A 16,670-nucleotide genomic window follows, 5' to 3' on the forward strand; every position below is an offset into this window, starting at 1 on the left:
AGAGAAGTAGTACTCAGCAGACTGAATACACGTATACTCCTGTGGGAATGCGAGAAAGTCGAGACCCCACAGGAGCGTATGCGACGAGGAGGCTTGACGCTCGCCCACGGAAAGCGAAGTGTATTCAGTCTGCGAATTTAAAAGCAACAATCTATACGAAAACAGCTAAACTGCCTTACTTTTAGAGACATAGGGTTATTTTTCACAAGAGCTAGGTGCTGGCCGATTAAAGGCGCCACGTCCTGTAGCAACATCGGCACTAGTACGTCCTGTACGTCGAAGCTAGATGCGGACCCAACCACTAAATTATCCAGAACTCCGTTTCGTTTATAATTTCCTATAACAAAAGTATGATGAATGCTGTATCGTTAATAACGAAGTATTTTAATCGGCCTGAAAAAAATTTCTATTATTATCATTAAATTATTTTCTGAATCTCACTACCAAATAACCTTCCAATTATGATTACATGTTGCCGTTACTATTTTTCTCTCCCTTATATAATTCGCAATAAGCTCGGACATATCCATTTGAACTTCACGAACAACCGATTTGTTCTGGAACATCATATAATTTCCTCCGCCACCTGCACGATAATTATTCATAACTACTTCGTACGTTTTATTTTCTTCCAACGGTTTTCCTTCATAAGAAAGCTTGACTACCCTGCTGCCTACTGGTTTTGAAATATCTAATATATATTCAATTCCTTCCCACATATCGTAATTGTAGTGCTGTGGTTTCGGATAAACAAAAGAAGGATTCACGTCAGGTTCTCCCTTTTCGTTAACTGTAAAGTATTTTGCACTATGCTCTAAGGCTGATTTTATATCTTTTCCTTGTAACGCGAGGACCTTTAATGTATTCGGATATATATAATTGGAAACGATATCTCGCATCGTTACATTCGGTCTAAAACCTGGTGACTTATTGTTAAACAAAGCAGTATTAGCTATCTTTACATTCGCCGCTTCCATTTGCACTTTATTGATAAATTCAATCAAGCTGCTGTCTCCTAAACGTATAGCTAATGGATCTTCTACCATCATATCCCCATCAATAAACCCGATTGGTGTGTCTAACCAATGTTGTGTACTTTTTTCGTATTCCTTTGCAAATGCGATTATTTCTTCATCAGAATCAACCGCTTCAACCGATAATAATTCAGAAGATTTATCGATAATTTCTCCCTTTTCATTTAAGGTAATTGTAATCTTTCCAACCGTTTGGCCATTGTTGCTGGCTTGCATAATTTCTGTACCGTATAAAGAACCTGTTAAAGAGCGATGTTGATGACCTGTTAATAATACATCTAGGCCTTCTATTTCTTTACACATACTGTAACCCTGATTTTCCCCCGTTAAAACTTCTGTTGGTTCACCCGTTGCTATATCTCGTTCAAAACCGCCGTGATACGACATGATGATGACATCTGGCTGTTCTGTTTCTTTAATTTTTGTTATCCATTCCTTCGCACTGGCTAATGCATCTTTAAATGCTAATCCATTAATATGACTTGGGTCTTCCCAATTAGGAATATAATGAGTGGTTATTCCTAAAATAGCAATTTTAAATGCTCCGACATTTTTTATTATGTATGGTTTGCCAAGAAAGGGTTCCTTAGTATTGCTATCTACAATATTCGCACAAAGCCATGGAAAATCAGATTCATAAATAGCCTTTTTAAGAACTTTTAAGCCATAATTAAATTCATGGTTGCCAACAACAGCTGCATCGTATTGCACCATGTTTAAACATTCAATCATCGGGTTCTTTTTTTCAAATAAAAAATGTACATAATGATAGGTTAAGGGTGTTCCTTGAATTAAGTCTCCATTATCTATTACAATCGTATGTTTATTTTTTTTCCGCTCCTGTTCGATTAATGTTGCTACTTTTGCTAAACCTACATTTGCTTGCTCATTATTCCCATAATTTAATGGATATATATTTCCGTGTACATCACTTGTTACTAAAATAGTTACGGTTGTATTTGTCAAGATTTCATCTCCTTACAAAATGGTGATTTTCACTTTTCAACCTTTTTTTATTATAGTAGAAGAATTTATTTCTCTCACCAATTCTTCCAACCCTTAAATATAGTAAATAAACACTAATAAATATTTTACAATATATGTTTACTCCATACAATTATCTATTGATATTTCAATGTTTTAATAAATTTTTCGATATTAAAGTAATTTAAAAATGATATAAATTTTAAATTTACAAAAATAAAATAGTTTTTTTACCCGAATTTTTACCACTTTCCACCAATTACATGGTATATTTTACATGTAATAAAATATACATAAAATGGGGGTAGAAAAATGTTCAAAAAACTAGCAGCATTCGGTATTTCTTTATCATTAGCAGCTGGGTTACTAAGCGCTTGTGGCTCATCAAGTAATGTGAATGGCTCAAAAGCAGACGTATATGTTCCAAAAGAATTAACGGTTCAATTTGTCCCTTCTTCCAATGCTAGTACTTTAGAAGCAAAAGCTAAACCGTTAGAAGGCTTATTATCTAAAGAATTAGGAATTCCCGTAAAAGTTAGTGTTTCTACAAACTACAACACTATTATTGAAGCGATGGCTTCTAAAAAAGTGGATGTTGGTTTCTTGCCTCCAACTGCATATGTTCTAGCAAAAGAGAAAAAAGCAGCAGAGGTCATTCTGCAATCACAACGTAAAGGAATTAACGATGATGGATCACAAAATGATCAATTAGTAGATTTCTACAATAGTATTTTCGTTGTGAAAAAAGATTCTAATATAAACAGCGTTGCAGACCTTAAAGGGAAAAAGATTGCTTTCCAAGATGTAACATCTTCTGCTGGGTATGTTTGGCCAGCTGCTACTTTAATGGAAAATAATATTGATCCACAAAAAGATGTAGAAGGAGTCAATGTTAAAGGGCATGACCAAGCGGTTATTTCCTTATTAAACGGCGATGTAGATGCAGCAGTTGTATTCCAGGATGCACGAAATATAGTAAAAGCCGACTATCCTAAAGTATTTGAAGACACAAAAGTAATTGCTAAAACAGAAGCAATTCCGAATGATACTATTTCCGTTCGCTCCGATATGGACAAAGACTGGCAAAAGAAACTTCAAGATGCCTTTATTAAAATCGGTCAAAGTGATGATGGACACAAAATTATCAGTGAAATCTATACACATGAAGGATATGTTGTATCAGACGACAGCAAATTTGATATAGTTCGTGAATATTCTAAAAAGGTAAAGACTGAGTAGTTTGTTATTTTATTAGAGAGTAGATATAAACTTTGATGTCCTTTTTATATATGGTCATTACATATTAATAATGATTTTACTTCTAGATAAATCATTATTAACAATGTCTCTATCTCTCCTTATTTATCTGCTTAACCATTTTGTTTAGTTGAATGGTTGAGCTTTTTTTCTATTTAATCGTTTCCATACTTAAATGTTTTAAATAATACAATAGAAAGGTGGTTAACAATTGATTCAGTTTAAAAATGTAACGAAAATTTATCCAAATGGCACAAAAGGTTTAAATAACATTAACATAACTATTAATAAAGGAGAATTTATTGTTATTGTCGGGCTTTCTGGGGCAGGCAAATCAACTTTTCTTCGTTCCATAAACCGCCTTCATGAAATATCAGAAGGAGAAATACTCATTGATGGACAGTCAATTACTGCTGCCAAGGGCGCTGGTTTAAGAAAGATCCGCCGTGATATCGGCATGATTTTCCAAAGTTTTAATCTAGTAAAACGATCTTCTGTATTAAGAAATGTATTGTCTGGACGTGTCGGCTACCATAATACATTACGGACTATATTAGGTTTGTTTCCAAAAGAAGATGTTGAATTATCTCTTAGTGCATTAAAACGTGTAAATATATTAGAAAAAGCATATTCACGTGCTGATGAATTATCTGGTGGTCAACAACAGCGTGTTTCTATTGCAAGGGCTTTAGCACAAGAAGCACAGATTATTTTAGCAGATGAACCTGTTGCATCCCTTGACCCGCTTACAACAAAACAAGTAATGGATGACTTAAAACGCATCAATGAAGAAGATGGTATTACTACCGTTGTAAACCTGCACTTTATCGATTTAGCTCGAGAGTATGCCACAAGAATTATTGGTCTCCGTGCTGGAGAAGTTGTGTTTGACGGACCTGTAGAAGCAGCTACAGATGATGTGTTTGCTGAGATCTACGGAAGACCTATCCATAAAGATGAACTATTAGGTGAGCCAGTATGAGTACAAACGATAAGAAAAAATCAACAACATTTTCTGTACCTACACCTCCAGCAAAAACAAAGAATATTTGGACAGTGCTTTTAATAGTACTTTTATTGTGGTGGAGCGCCTATAAAACAGACTCTTCCCTTAGCGATTTAACAGTAGGCTTTCCGAATATGTTTGATTTGCTTATACAAATGTGGCCACCAAACTGGGAGTATTTCGAAAAAATATTAGAACCTATGATAGAGACGATAAGAATGGCAATTATCGGCACTACTTTTGGGGCAATTATCGCTGTTCCTCTCGCCTTTTTTTGTGCAAATAACATCTTTCGTGTGTCTTTCATTTATTTTCCATTTCGTTTTATTCTTAACTTAATTCGGACTATACCAGATTTATTATTAGCCTCTATTTTTGTTGCTATTTTTGGATTGGGAGCTTTACCCGGCATACTTGCCTTATCTGTATTTTCTATCGGCCTTATTGCAAAGTTATTATATGAAGCAATAGAAGCCATTGATCCAAGTCCTTTAGAAGCAATGACAGCTGTTGGGGCAAATAAAGTACAATGGGTATTTTTTGGTGTGATTCCTCAAATTACTGCTCATTTCTCTAGTTATGTATTATATACATTTGAAGTAAATGTCCGTGCAGCTGCCATTCTTGGATTGGTTGGTGCAGGAGGGATTGGTGAATATTATGATAAGACGCTTGGTTTTCTTGAATATGATAAAACAGCATCAATTATTATATTGACACTAATCATCGTGCTGGAAATAGATTACTTAAGTACGAAATTACGGGAGAAATTATTATGAGCCAATCAACAACTAATTTAACTAAACCGAAAAAGAAATATATATTAAGAACTGTCATTTTCGTGTTGTTGGCACTAATCTATATTTGGGCGTTTTCAGGTTTCACTTTAGATGGTATAAAAGACTCCGCTAGTCAAATATCAAAAGCTATTTTTTCTGGGATTTTTCATCCTGATTGGGATTATGTTTATTTGCCGGATGGAGAAGATTTACTTCGCGGCTTATTAGATACGCTGGCAATCGCAATACTGGGTACATTTACTTCTGCTATACTATGTGTCCCATATGCGTTTTGGGCAGCAAATAATATGAGTAAAGGAAAAACTATTTCAGGAACAGGCAAATTTATTTTGAGCTTTATTCGTACATTTCCTGAAATTGTAATGGCTATTCTTTTTATTAAAGCCGTCGGTCCAGGTTCATTTGCTGGTGTCCTTGCACTTGGTCTTCACTCAATCGGCATGCTTGGAAAACTATTTTCGGAAGAAATTGAAAACCTTGATACGGGACCGACGGAAGCATTAATTGCTACTGGTGCAAATCGCTTTCAAATTTTATGGTTTGCCGTCTTGCCGCAAGTAATGCCAGGATTTTTATCTTATACGCTGTACCGCTTTGAAATTAATATTCGTTCTGCAGCTATACTTGGAGTAATCGGCGCAGGGGGAATAGGTACTCCACTAATCTTCGCATTAGCTTCTAGAGACTGGGATAGAGTTGGGATTATTTTATTAGGCATTATCGTGATGGTAACCATTATTGATGCCCTTTCAGGAATTTTAAGACGGAAAATCGTATAGTGTTGCTTTGATTTAATGAAGAAAGGCTTAAGAATTTTTGTCAAAGATAAAGCTTGACATTCATCTAACTTCAAAAATTTTAAGTTTCTTCACATACAAAAAAGGGGACTTTTCCTTACGTCGTTAAAATCTCGACTTGGACCAGTCCCTTTTATTCGCTTCCCTAAACTCTAATTGATACAATAATAAATAAACAATTAACACGAGGTGAAAACAATGACAAACCGCAAGCTACTCGTTACACATGATTTGCAGCCTGCTCTTCTAGATCAAATTAAGTCTGTTATACCAAATTGGGATATTTATGCTTCTGCAGAGGCAAATAGATGGGAATCACATCTATCGGATGCAGAAATTATTCTTGGATGGCGTGGAAATTGGGATAACAAGCTAGTATTTAATAATAAAGAATTAAAGTGGATTCAAACATGGAGTGCCGGTGTTAACTCTCTTCCCTTACATGAATTGGCCGAAAAAAATGTATTGGTTACAAGTGCAAATGGAGTGCATAGTTTTCCCATTTCAGAAACCGTATTTGCTCTTATGTTAGCACTTACAAGAAAAATTGATACATATGTTAAAAATCAGCAAAATAAAGTATGGGATGACAGTAAAATCGAACTCGAAATCCATAAAAAAACGGTTGGAATTATTGGGGTCGGTGCGATTGGCAAGGAAACAGCAAAAATAGCAAAAGCATTTGGCATGAAGGTATTAGGTGTTCGCCATTCCGGGAAACAAGCTGAGTTTGTTGATGAAATGTATAAACAATCAGACTTAAACAAAATCCTTCCTCACTGTGATTATATCGTAGTTACATTGCCCCTTACCGACGAAACACATTATTTATTTCAAAAAGAACAGTTTAGCAAAATGAAAGATACTGCATTTTTTATTAATATTGGTCGTGGAGAAATTGTAAAAGAAGAAGATTTAGTTTCAGCATTAAAAGATGGAGAAATAGCAGGTGCTGGATTAGATGTATTTGAAACAGAACCACTACAAAAAGAAAGCCCACTCTGGGAAATGGAAAATGTCATTATAACTCCCCACACTTCCGGTTCAACAGCACAATACGATAAACGAGTAATAGAAGATATTTTTCTTCCTAATTTAAAAACCTATTTAAAAGACGGTTCTCTTCCATATAATCTAGTGAATTATCAAAAAGGCTATTAATAAACGATCACATCGTAAATAAACAGGATGAGGAAGTTTAAAAAAACTCCTCACCCCTCTAATTTACGATGCTGTCTCTGTTTTGCTGCTCTTCTAAAATAAAAAAATAACTTCTGAAATAAGAACCCTGCAACCAAAATCATGACCATTAACAACGTAATCGTTGCACCAGGGGGTGTTCCTAACTGATAAGATGAAAATAACCCAGTAAAAATACTAAAAACAGCGACACTTATTGCCGTAATAAAGACCCATTTAAAGCCTTTAACAAGCTTGATGGCAAACGCTGCTGGTAATACTAATAAAGCAGAAACTAGTAACACTCCAATAGTTGGAATAATTACAGATATTGCAATACCAGTTAACACACTAAAAGCAACAGATAATAGATTTGTATTAACACCACTAGTTGCAGCAGTATCTTCGTCAAATGTCATTAAGTACATTTGCCTTCTTAAAATGAGGAAAAAAAGCAGAATAATAACGGACACAGTCGCCAATACAGCAACTTGCTGGTCTGTAATAGTAATAATGCTGCCAAATAAATATTGATCGATACTCGCAGTTACCCCGCCCTTTGAAATACTCATAAGAAACAATGCTAATGACAATCCAGCAGCCATCAAAATAGCAATCGATACTTCTGAATAAGTATGATAGGCTCTTCTCATCACTTCGATCCCTAACGCCCCTACAATAACAATTAACATGCTAGAAAAAGTAAGATTTTGGTGGAAAAAGAAACCGATTGCTACTCCAGCTAATGATATATGAGACAGCGTATCTGCCATTAAAGCTTGTCTTCTTAACACTAAAAATACCCCTATAATAGGTGCAATAATAGCTATCATTCCGCCTGCCCAAAACGCTCTTTGCATGAATTCAAGGTCAAACATTTCCATCCACCTTTTTCTCCTTTCTCTATATGAATTATTTTATCTAAATAATCCTCTACTTCATCCTGGTCATGTGTCACCATCACTACGGTACGATTATGCTCCGTTACTTGATGCTTCATAAATTTATAAAAGCCTTTTCTGCTTTCAGTATCCATGCCTGTAGTCGGTTCATCTAGAACTAATAAATCTGGTTCAGAAGACAATATTCGTGCAATAATAATCTTTTGTTTTTGTCCTCCAGATAAATCCCCTACTTTTTTATGACGATACTGCCACATATCAACCATATCTAACGCTCTTTTTACCGCTTCATGATCCTTTTCTTTTAAGCTTTGAAACCATTTCTTTTTTTGATATCTTCCTGAACGAACAAGTTCTAATACGGTGCTTGGAAAACCGACATTAAAAGAAGAAATTTGTTGTGGAACATATCCAATTGTCAGCTTTTTCCCACTGCTGTTTATTTTACTAATATGTATTTGACCAGACCACGGTTTTAATAAACCTAATAAAAGCTTTAATAAAGTAGACTTTGATGCACCATTAGGTCCGGTGACTCCAACAAACTCGCCGCTTTCTAATTCAAATGAAACACCGTCTAATGCTGGTATATGATCATACCCAAACTTAATATTTTTTATTGTTGCAAGTTTCATTTTTAACGCTCCCTTCTTTTCATTTGGCTATTTTCCTATAGAATGTTGCTTTTAAACTCGCAGCCTGAATACACTTCGCTTTCCGTGGGCGAGCGTCGAGCCTCCTCGTCGCATACGCTCCTGTGGGGTCTCGTCTTTCTCGCATTCCCACAGGAGTCTACGTATATTCAGTCTGCTGAGTACTACTTCTCCCATTTTTTTACATAAAAAAAACAACTAACTTTGAGAAAACTGCCTTTCATTTTTACCATGAAATTTTTATATAAACAGCCTAATACATATAGAAAAAGCGTGTGAGTACAACTGTCACACACGCCAACTTATTATACCACATGAATTATTTAAAAAGAGACTTTTTAAGCTGCGCTAGATTTTCTTCCATTACAGAGATATAATCTTTACCTGCCTTTTGATCTTCTTCACTTAATCCTTCTAACGGATTTAATACTTCTGTTTTTGCTCCTACTTCATTTGCTAACGTATCAGCAACTTTTGTTGATGCTAACTCTTCAAAATATATCACTTTAATTTGGTGTTCTTTCGCAAAATCCTTCAATTCCGCAAGTTTTGCAGCGCTAGGCTCTTCTTCTGGTGAAAGACCAGCAATCGGTACTTGAGTCAGCCCATATTCTTTTGCTAAATAAGAAAATGCCGTATGCTGTGTAATAAATTCATTGCTGCTTTTGTCTGCAAGCTCTGTTTTATATTTATTATCTAGATCTTTTAGCTTTTGCAAAAATGTTTCACTATTCTCTTTATAATACACTTCATTGTTTGGATCCGCTTTTATGATGGCGTTTGTAATAGTTTTCACTTCTTGTTGCGCAAGCACTGGGCTTAACCACACATGAGGATCTAATTCATGAGAATGTTCATGATGTTCTTCCTCTTCGTGATGTTCTTCTTCATGAGCTTCTTCTTCATGAGCTTCTTCTTCTGGCTCTAATCCTTTCATTAACGTAATATCTTTACTTGCTTCAACAAATGAAACATTATCACCCTGGATTGTTCCCTTTATATCCGGTACCCATGTTTCCATTTCGGCACTATTATAAATAAATAAATCAGCACTTTGAATATTGCCTATATCTTTTGGAGTAGGCTCCCAATCATGTGGTTCGATCGTAGAAGGAATCAACAATGTAACATCTGCTTTATCCCCTGCTATATTTTTCGTAAATTCATACATAGGATAAAACGTTGTGACAATTTGAAGTTTATCCTTTTGGCTGGAATCTTTTGTATCAGCATTCTTTTTACTGCTGCAGCCTACTATTAAAATAAGTACTGAAAAAGTAACTAGTATAGTTTTTAATAGTTTCATCTTGATTTTCCCCATTTCTTTTTTATGTAGTAGTTCGTACTCATTCCGATTTAATACGTAAAGAAATATATGATGATTGAATAGAACGGTTCACTTTAATCAAAACGATTACGATTATTGATTCTATACTATTTTTTTTAATAAAGCAATAGATTTTCTTAAATTAGCTTATTTTCCTCTAAGCAGGTTACATACAGTATTTCCACTAAAAAAATTCATAAACATATGCATATTTATTTTTATTGTGGATATACTATTAATAATCATAATAAAAAGCATTACCTAATTTATACATTATTTTAGGTAATGCTTCTATAAAAATAAGATGTAAAGAATTAAAATCTTACTACTCTTCCATTAAATACTCCTTGCCAATAACCGCTTGTCATAGAAGCGATGGCAACACCTGTAGAGCTTTGTGAACCGATGAATTTCCCTCCACCTACGTAGATTCCAACATGTCCATCTTGTTTGTAAGTATCAAAAAATACTAAATCTCCTGGCTGCATATCACTTGCAGAAACTCTTGTACCTTGATTTTTTAGTGCATCTGTACTAGAACCAATATTGTAGCCAGCTTGAGCGTATGCCCAATGAACGAAACCAGAGCAGTCAAATAACCCATTTGCAATATCTGAAGCTGTTCTGCCTCCTCCAAATTTATAAGTTGAGTTTCCAATATATTTATATCCAGCTGTAATAACAGACGATTTACCGCCGCCAGCACTTACATTGCTAGTATTAACAGCTGCATTATTATCACTGCTGTCAATAGAGCTTTTTGTTTTATTACTTGAAGTGTTTGCTCCTACTGTTGAGCTAACTAATGTATTTAATTCAGCTTGCTTTTTCTCTGCAAGCATTGCTTTAATGGCACTTTCTTTCGAAGCAAGCGAGCTGTCTTTCTGTTCTAATTGAGCTTTTAGCTGTTTATTTTCTTGTTCTTTTTGCTTTAATTCTTTTTTAGACTTTTCGTTTTGTTCTTTTTGTGCAAGGATTTGCTTTTGCATTTCTTCTAAATCAAGTTTCATATCATTTAGACCTGCTAGTTTTTCCTGCACTTTGTTTTGTTTTTCTTCCAAGTCTTTTTTATCTGCTTCATTGCTTGCAATTAAATCTTGATCTGCTTCCATAATAGTTGCAACCGCACCAACTCGGCCTACAAAGTCTTTAAAACTTGCCGCTCCTAATAAAACGTCAATATAATCGACACTTCCGCCATTTTCTTGGAAAGTTCGGGCTCTATCTTTTAATATTTGATTTCTTTTTTCAATTCTTTCTTGTAAATCTTTTATTTCCGTTTCTAAATCAGCAATTTCTTTTTTTGTTGCAGCAATTTTATCTTTTGTTTCATTAATAAGCTGCGTGTTTTCTTCTACTGCTTTATCCACTCGTTTAATTTGTTCATTTAATGCTGTTAATTTTTCCTGTGCTTCGACTATTTTAATTTCCGCATCAGATATTTGTGATTGTAATGCTGTCCGTTGTTGTGAAATATCTGATTGTTTCGATGCACTCGCATTATTTGCCGGGAAGACAAAGCTGCTGCCAAGTCCAAGCAAAATAGTGGTGTTTAATACTATTAACTTCTTTTTCAACATTTCATTTCCTCCTGAACCTTCTAAATATCTCTTTATCTATCGATCACTTTATATATGTATATGTAAATTATTATGTAGTAATTATGTAGTGAAAAGACTTTATATACTATAACATATTTTATTAATAGGACCAATTCATCTTTTCAAATGATGCTTTGTAACTATCAACTTTTGTCACAAATAGAAGTATAACATCATAATTTGTCATTTAAGTAATAAGAATATTACAGTTATATTTCAAATTGTTATTTTCGTTAACTATTCACAATTTGTTCAAATCCCTATTGATAGCCTTTTCATAAGTTGGAAAGCGTTTTATTTACCATTTACCCCGTATTAATTTGTTGTAACCTTTGTTATAAACAAACATCAGCGGATAAAATATAATTATTACAAAGCTATTTTACTACAAACCGTAATATACTTTTTTCTGCATTATTCGACATTTTGTAGAAATTTGTATTTAAGATATAATAGAACTCCATTGACTTATTTAGGACTAATAAAAAAAACGATTACTTATGTTAGGATGTATAAAATAATGAAAAAAATAATTGTAGTCGGTGGTGGTATATTAGGTGCTTCCACCGCATATGAATTAGCTAAAAATGGAGCAGATGTAACCATTATAGACAGAGAAGATGCTGGAAGAGCAACAGCTGCTGCTGCAGGAATTATTTGCCCTTGGATATCACAGCGTAGAAATAAAAGATGGTATTTATTAGCAAGTGAAGGTGCGAAGTATTATCCTAGATTAATAGAGGATTTAGCAGAGTATGGAGAATTCTCAACAGGATATGCAAAAGTTGGCGCATTAAGCCTTCATTCTGATCACCATAAATTAGAAGCGATGCTGGATCGGACGATAAAAAGAAAAGAAACAGCACCTGAAATCGGTGATGTTAACATATTATCTCCGAATGAAGTACAAAACTTATTCCCCCCACTTGCAGATGGCTATGGAGCCGTTTATGTCAGCGGTGCAGCTAGAGTAGACGGATTGGCCCTTCGCAACGCGCTTATTCGCACCTGTGAAAAACTAGGTGCGACATTTTTGAAAGCAAACGCTTCACTACTTTTCGAAGGAAAAAAAATTATAGGTGTTCAAACAGAGGAAAAAACGATATTAGCAGATGAAACAATCATAACTGCTGGGGCTTGGGCTAATGAATTATTACAACCTTTACAGCTTTCCTTTCAAATACAGGAACAAAAAGGACAAATTATCCATTTGCAATTACCAGACACAGACTGTAGCAGCTGGCCGGTAGTAATGCCACCCCATGATCAATATATACTTTCACTAGATAATAACCGTCTAGTTATTGGTGCAACACATGAAAACAATACCGATTTTGATTGTCGATTAACAGTTGGCGGCATAAAGGAAGTGTTTGATAAAGCATTACAGTATGCACCTGGTTTATTAAACAGTACTTTTCTGGAAGCAAAAGTTGGCTTTCGTCCATTTACTGCTGATTTCCTGCCAGTATTCGGTAGAGTAAACGATTATGAAGGAATGCTTATTGCCAACGGTTTAGGGGCATCTGGATTAACAATGGGGCCATTTATTGGCCAGCAGCTTGCTAAATATGTATTACAAATAACACCAGATATTAACTTTGACGATTATTCAGTAGACGACTGTATTTTAAAAAAATAACCGATCAGAAAAGAGCAAAAGAGGAAAAATCTACTAACTACGCCACGGCCTTATGTCTTCGTCGATTGACTCACATCCTGCGAGCCTGTGCAAAACTCATTAGTCTATTCTCATGGGTTGTTGCACAGCTCTTTTTTTCTATGGCTGTTTTCTCAAAGTTTGTTGTTTTTTTACGTAAAAAAATGGGTGAAGAAGTGCTCAGCAGACGGAATACACGTAGACTCCTGAGGGAATGTGAGAAAGACGGGACCCCACAGGAGCATCTGCGACGAGGAGATTCGACGCTCGCTAAACGGACGAAGTGTATTCAGGCTGCAAGTTTAAAAGCAACAATCTATACGAAAACAGCCTTTCTATTTTATTAAACTAGTTTATTTCCATATTTGGTGTTTATTGCAAAAGAAAAATAACACAAACCGTACAGATATAGTATGATAAAGGTGCATGGGAGAAATTATTTCTAGGAAGAGGGACGTCTAATGATAAAACTTGTACTAACTGTAGTTGTCATTGTACTTATATGGCTATTTACACGCATTTTATTAAAAAATAGAATAAGATTAACAAATAAAAAAAGATTACGTGCAAGATTATTGCAATCTCTTGAAGTTAATCAGCATCAACATAAAAAAAGGTGATTGATCATGATAATAAACGCCAGATATTATATCATAACGTTTTGCAATAAGTTATTACAAGAAATATAGATAAATGAACGACTATTTTACAATGAAAATAGCCGTCCTATTGCACTGATTAGAAGCTATTATTTAAAACAATAAGTAAAATTTTTAAAACATATTACATGATAACTTCTATTTATACACTGGTACTTCAACATTTATCGTATAAGAGTTTAATAAATTATATAAATTGTATATTTGATTCACTTGCTTCGTAGCCCAACCGATATCTGATGCATATTGATGTGTTGCCACCCCTTTGTTAACTGCAGCAGTGGGATTCCATCTCATTTTGTAAAGTGTATCTTGACCTGAATTGATATATCCTTGAGCAATAAATTTTGCCCCACCAATAATGGCCGCTTCTGGTGTAAACCATCCTGAATTATAGGCATATTCCGCTCCACTTGTTATAGCATTACCATCATAAGCTCCGATTCCGTACATATTATAAACGGTTTTTCCATTATAGCTTACACCACTAGCGAGTGTAGAGGTCCCGTTACCTGTTTCAAGTAAAGCGTGAGAAATAAGATATATTTCATTAATACCGTATGCATTTGCAGCTGTCACAAATGATGATGCTTTGCCAGAAAGAATTCCTTTACCAGCTAGTATATTTTCATTTACCTCTTCCTCATGAATCTTTGCCGCTTCCGATAATTTCAGAAACTGCATCGCATGTATATTATTTGCCACAAAATTTTGTGGGTTAATATAATAGCTTGTATCTTCCTTACTTGCACTTACCCATGATTGATTATTTTTAACTTGATACCAATAATAGCCGTCTGATCCTTTTACTTTTGCTACAACATTTAATTGATCGCCACTTTTTACATTATTGGTCACCCAGTATTCTGTCCCTGCTCCCCCTCTTAATCTCCATCCATTTCCGATTACAGTTCCTTTTGTAGCATCAGCAGTTTTAAACACAAGCCCATCTTCTCTTATGTACGTATTATATTTTTTATCTGTTTGAGGATTCACTCCCATTTGAATGGTTGTCATATCCTCAAGTGTCATGTCGTAATGTTGATAAATTGTATTTACTGTTTTATTGCTTGGTTCAGGATTTTTTTCTGATCCCTCTGATATGTATTGTGCACTTACATATCCCAATTTCCCATTTACAGAAACTTTTGCCCAGCCATCTTCTTCAGAATAAACGATAACAACTACACCTGATTCCAGCTTGTTTATAATTTTTCCAGAAGTGGATGGTTTTTCACGCATATTCAAACTAGATCCTTTATATATATTTACATATTTTGTAATTGTATTTACGTCTGTGTTCTGACTATTATTCGATTCAGCCGCCTGATTTATATTTGTATTATTATTAAGATCAGAATTGGCTTTTTTATTAGTTAGAAAGCTTGTACTAACATATCCTATTGCATTTTCAACGTTAATTTTGGTCCATCCATTTGCTTCAGATAGTACATCAACTTTTGTTTTATTAGAAAGCTTTTTCATAATAGCTGCACTAGTTGATGGCTCTTTTCTTACATTTAATGATGAGTTTTTGCTGACATTCACATATTTAGTTGCAATTTTTTTTTCTTTTTTATCCTCTAAACTGTTTTCGTTCCCTGCATTAGAGGAGGAATCATTATTTATCTTAGCAGTTGTTAGAAAATCCGCACTTACATAACCGACCCTATTATTTACCTTTATTTTCGCCCAACCATTTGACTGTGAATAAACCTCCACTTTCATTCCTCTTGTTAGCTTTGCCAAAATTTCACTTGTAGTTGTCCCGCTGCTGCGTAAATTTAAAGAAGACTTCCCCACTACATTGACATATTTTATTTCTGTCTTATTGCTTGAACTTTGTTTAATTGGTGTTGAATCAGCTGTGGATGTTTTTGAGTTTGCCAAATAGTTAGATGAAACATAGCCCTCTTTTCCATAAACCTTTACTTTTGCCCATCCATTTGCTTCCGAATAAACAGTAACAGAAACCCCTTTTGCGAGTTTAACAATAATTGATGAATTTTCAGATGGTTTCGTACGTAAATTTAAACTAGATCCTTTGTTGACATTTACGTATTTGATTTTTGGCTTTACCGGTGCTGTTTTAACGCTTTTAGCTGTTTGTTGATTCTCAGTACTCCTTGTTGTACGTAAGTAATTTGATGCAACATATCCTGTTTTTCCGTTAATAGAAATCTTTGCCCAACCGTTTGTTTCAGTAGTGACGAATACTTCGTCTCCATTTTTCAAATTAGTGATTATTTCTGTAGAAGTGGAAGGTCCTTTTCTAACATGAAGAGTAGAGTTTTTGTCTACATTTACATATTTTTTTATTTCTTTGCCTTTTATTGAATCTGCATGCACTTCATGAACGAGAAAAGGTGCAGATAATGCAGTTAAGAAAACTCCTGGTATAACGACCTTTTTCAATTTTATCTCTCCCTTAATCAAACTATATTCTATTTTATGTATAAAAAAATCGATGAATTTACCATTAATTAATACCTATACTATTACCAAATATCTTCATCGTATATCATACTATTGTCATATTTTTGTTCACAAAAGGTTAATATGAATGAGTAATAATATCGAAAGATTTTACAAAAACACTTTCTACCATTATAAAAAAAGAATCTTTATGTAAATATTTAATTTTCTTTTCAAATATATTAAGAAGTTTACAAAAAAAAGACCCGTTGCTTATTTAAAGAAACGGATCCTTTTATTTTTACTTTTTTTAGACTCTGTTAAACTTGCCTGTTGATTTCCGCTTCAGGCGTTCGCTTTCCGCGGGCGGTCCGGGAGCCTCCTCAGCGCTGTGCG

The 16,670-nt window shown here is 34.5% G+C and carries 12 protein-coding genes; 6 read left to right on the forward strand and 6 right to left on the reverse strand.

Annotated elements, in window-relative coordinates:
* Nucleotides 1-440: 440 nt before the first annotated feature.
* Nucleotides 441-2,000, reverse strand: coding sequence for a bifunctional metallophosphatase/5'-nucleotidase (locus tag ACTXGU_RS18810; RefSeq protein WP_443483065.1), 1,560 nt, complete (start codon nt 1,998-2,000; stop codon nt 441-443).
* Between the two features lie 330 nt (nt 2,001-2,330).
* Here ACTXGU_RS18810 and ACTXGU_RS18815 point away from each other — a divergent pair, with 330 nt between their 5' ends.
* From ACTXGU_RS18815 to ACTXGU_RS18835, 5 genes are all read left to right on the forward strand, one after another.
* A complete protein-coding gene (locus ACTXGU_RS18815; protein WP_443483066.1) occupies nt 2,331-3,257 on the forward strand; it encodes a phosphate/phosphite/phosphonate ABC transporter substrate-binding protein in 927 nt (308 codons plus the stop codon).
* Nucleotides 3,258-3,486: 229 nt separating this feature from the next.
* Nucleotides 3,487-4,257, forward strand: coding sequence for a phosphonate ABC transporter ATP-binding protein (gene phnC, locus ACTXGU_RS18820; RefSeq protein ID WP_443483067.1), 771 nt, complete (start codon nt 3,487-3,489; stop codon nt 4,255-4,257).
* Nucleotides 4,254-5,060, forward strand: coding sequence for a phosphonate ABC transporter, permease protein PhnE (phnE, locus tag ACTXGU_RS18825; RefSeq protein WP_443483068.1), 807 nt, complete (start codon nt 4,254-4,256; stop codon nt 5,058-5,060). The genes phnC and phnE (ACTXGU_RS18825) overlap by 4 nt, the downstream gene beginning before the upstream one ends.
* Nucleotides 5,057-5,860 carry a phosphonate ABC transporter, permease protein PhnE gene (gene phnE, locus ACTXGU_RS18830; protein WP_443483069.1) on the forward strand — a complete coding sequence of 268 codons (804 nt, stop codon included), beginning with the start codon at nt 5,057-5,059 and terminating at the stop codon, nt 5,858-5,860. Before phnE (ACTXGU_RS18825) ends, phnE (ACTXGU_RS18830) begins: the two co-directional genes overlap by 4 nt.
* Nucleotides 5,861-6,076: 216 nt before the next feature.
* Nucleotides 6,077-7,039 (forward strand): D-2-hydroxyacid dehydrogenase, encoded by a 963-nt coding sequence (locus ACTXGU_RS18835; protein WP_443483070.1) that lies wholly within the window; start codon nt 6,077-6,079, stop codon nt 7,037-7,039.
* Between the two features lie 50 nt (nt 7,040-7,089).
* Here the strand turns inward: ACTXGU_RS18835 and ACTXGU_RS18840 are convergent, their stop codons facing one another.
* The 4 genes from ACTXGU_RS18840 to ACTXGU_RS18855 all read right to left on the reverse strand — a co-directional run bounded on the left by ACTXGU_RS18840 (nt 7,090) and on the right by ACTXGU_RS18855 (nt 11,519).
* On the reverse strand, nt 7,090-7,941 hold the full coding sequence (locus ACTXGU_RS18840; protein WP_443483071.1) for a metal ABC transporter permease: 852 nt from the start codon (nt 7,939-7,941) through the stop codon (nt 7,090-7,092).
* The gene (locus tag ACTXGU_RS18845) at nt 7,887-8,594 is read right to left on the reverse strand and encodes a metal ABC transporter ATP-binding protein (protein ID WP_443483072.1); all 708 of its coding nucleotides are present in this window, start codon (nt 8,592-8,594) and stop codon (nt 7,887-7,889) included. The genes ACTXGU_RS18840 and ACTXGU_RS18845 overlap by 55 nt, the downstream gene beginning before the upstream one ends.
* Nucleotides 8,595-8,931: 337 nt before the next feature.
* Complete coding sequence (locus tag ACTXGU_RS18850) at nt 8,932-9,918, reverse strand: metal ABC transporter substrate-binding protein (RefSeq protein WP_443483073.1); 987 nt, start codon at nt 9,916-9,918, stop codon at nt 8,932-8,934.
* Nucleotides 9,919-10,253: 335 nt separating this feature from the next.
* Nucleotides 10,254-11,519, reverse strand: coding sequence for a coiled-coil domain-containing protein (locus ACTXGU_RS18855; RefSeq protein WP_443483074.1), 1,266 nt, complete (start codon nt 11,517-11,519; stop codon nt 10,254-10,256).
* A gap of 541 nt (nt 11,520-12,060) precedes the next feature.
* On the opposite strand from ACTXGU_RS18855, the gene ACTXGU_RS18860 reads away from it, so the two are divergent.
* Nucleotides 12,061-13,182, forward strand: a complete 1,122-nt coding sequence (locus ACTXGU_RS18860) for an NAD(P)/FAD-dependent oxidoreductase (RefSeq protein ID WP_443483075.1) — start codon at nt 12,061-12,063, stop codon at nt 13,180-13,182.
* 815 nt (nt 13,183-13,997) lie between these two features.
* Here ACTXGU_RS18860 and ACTXGU_RS18865 read toward each other — a convergent pair.
* A complete protein-coding gene (locus ACTXGU_RS18865; protein ID WP_443483076.1) occupies nt 13,998-16,274 on the reverse strand; it encodes an SH3 domain-containing protein in 2,277 nt (758 codons plus the stop codon).
* Nucleotides 16,275-16,670: the final 396 nt, after the last annotated feature.

It is taken from the genome of Niallia sp. 01092 (assembly GCF_052318935.1).
Lineage (GTDB): Bacteria > Bacillota > Bacilli > Bacillales > Cytobacillaceae > Niallia.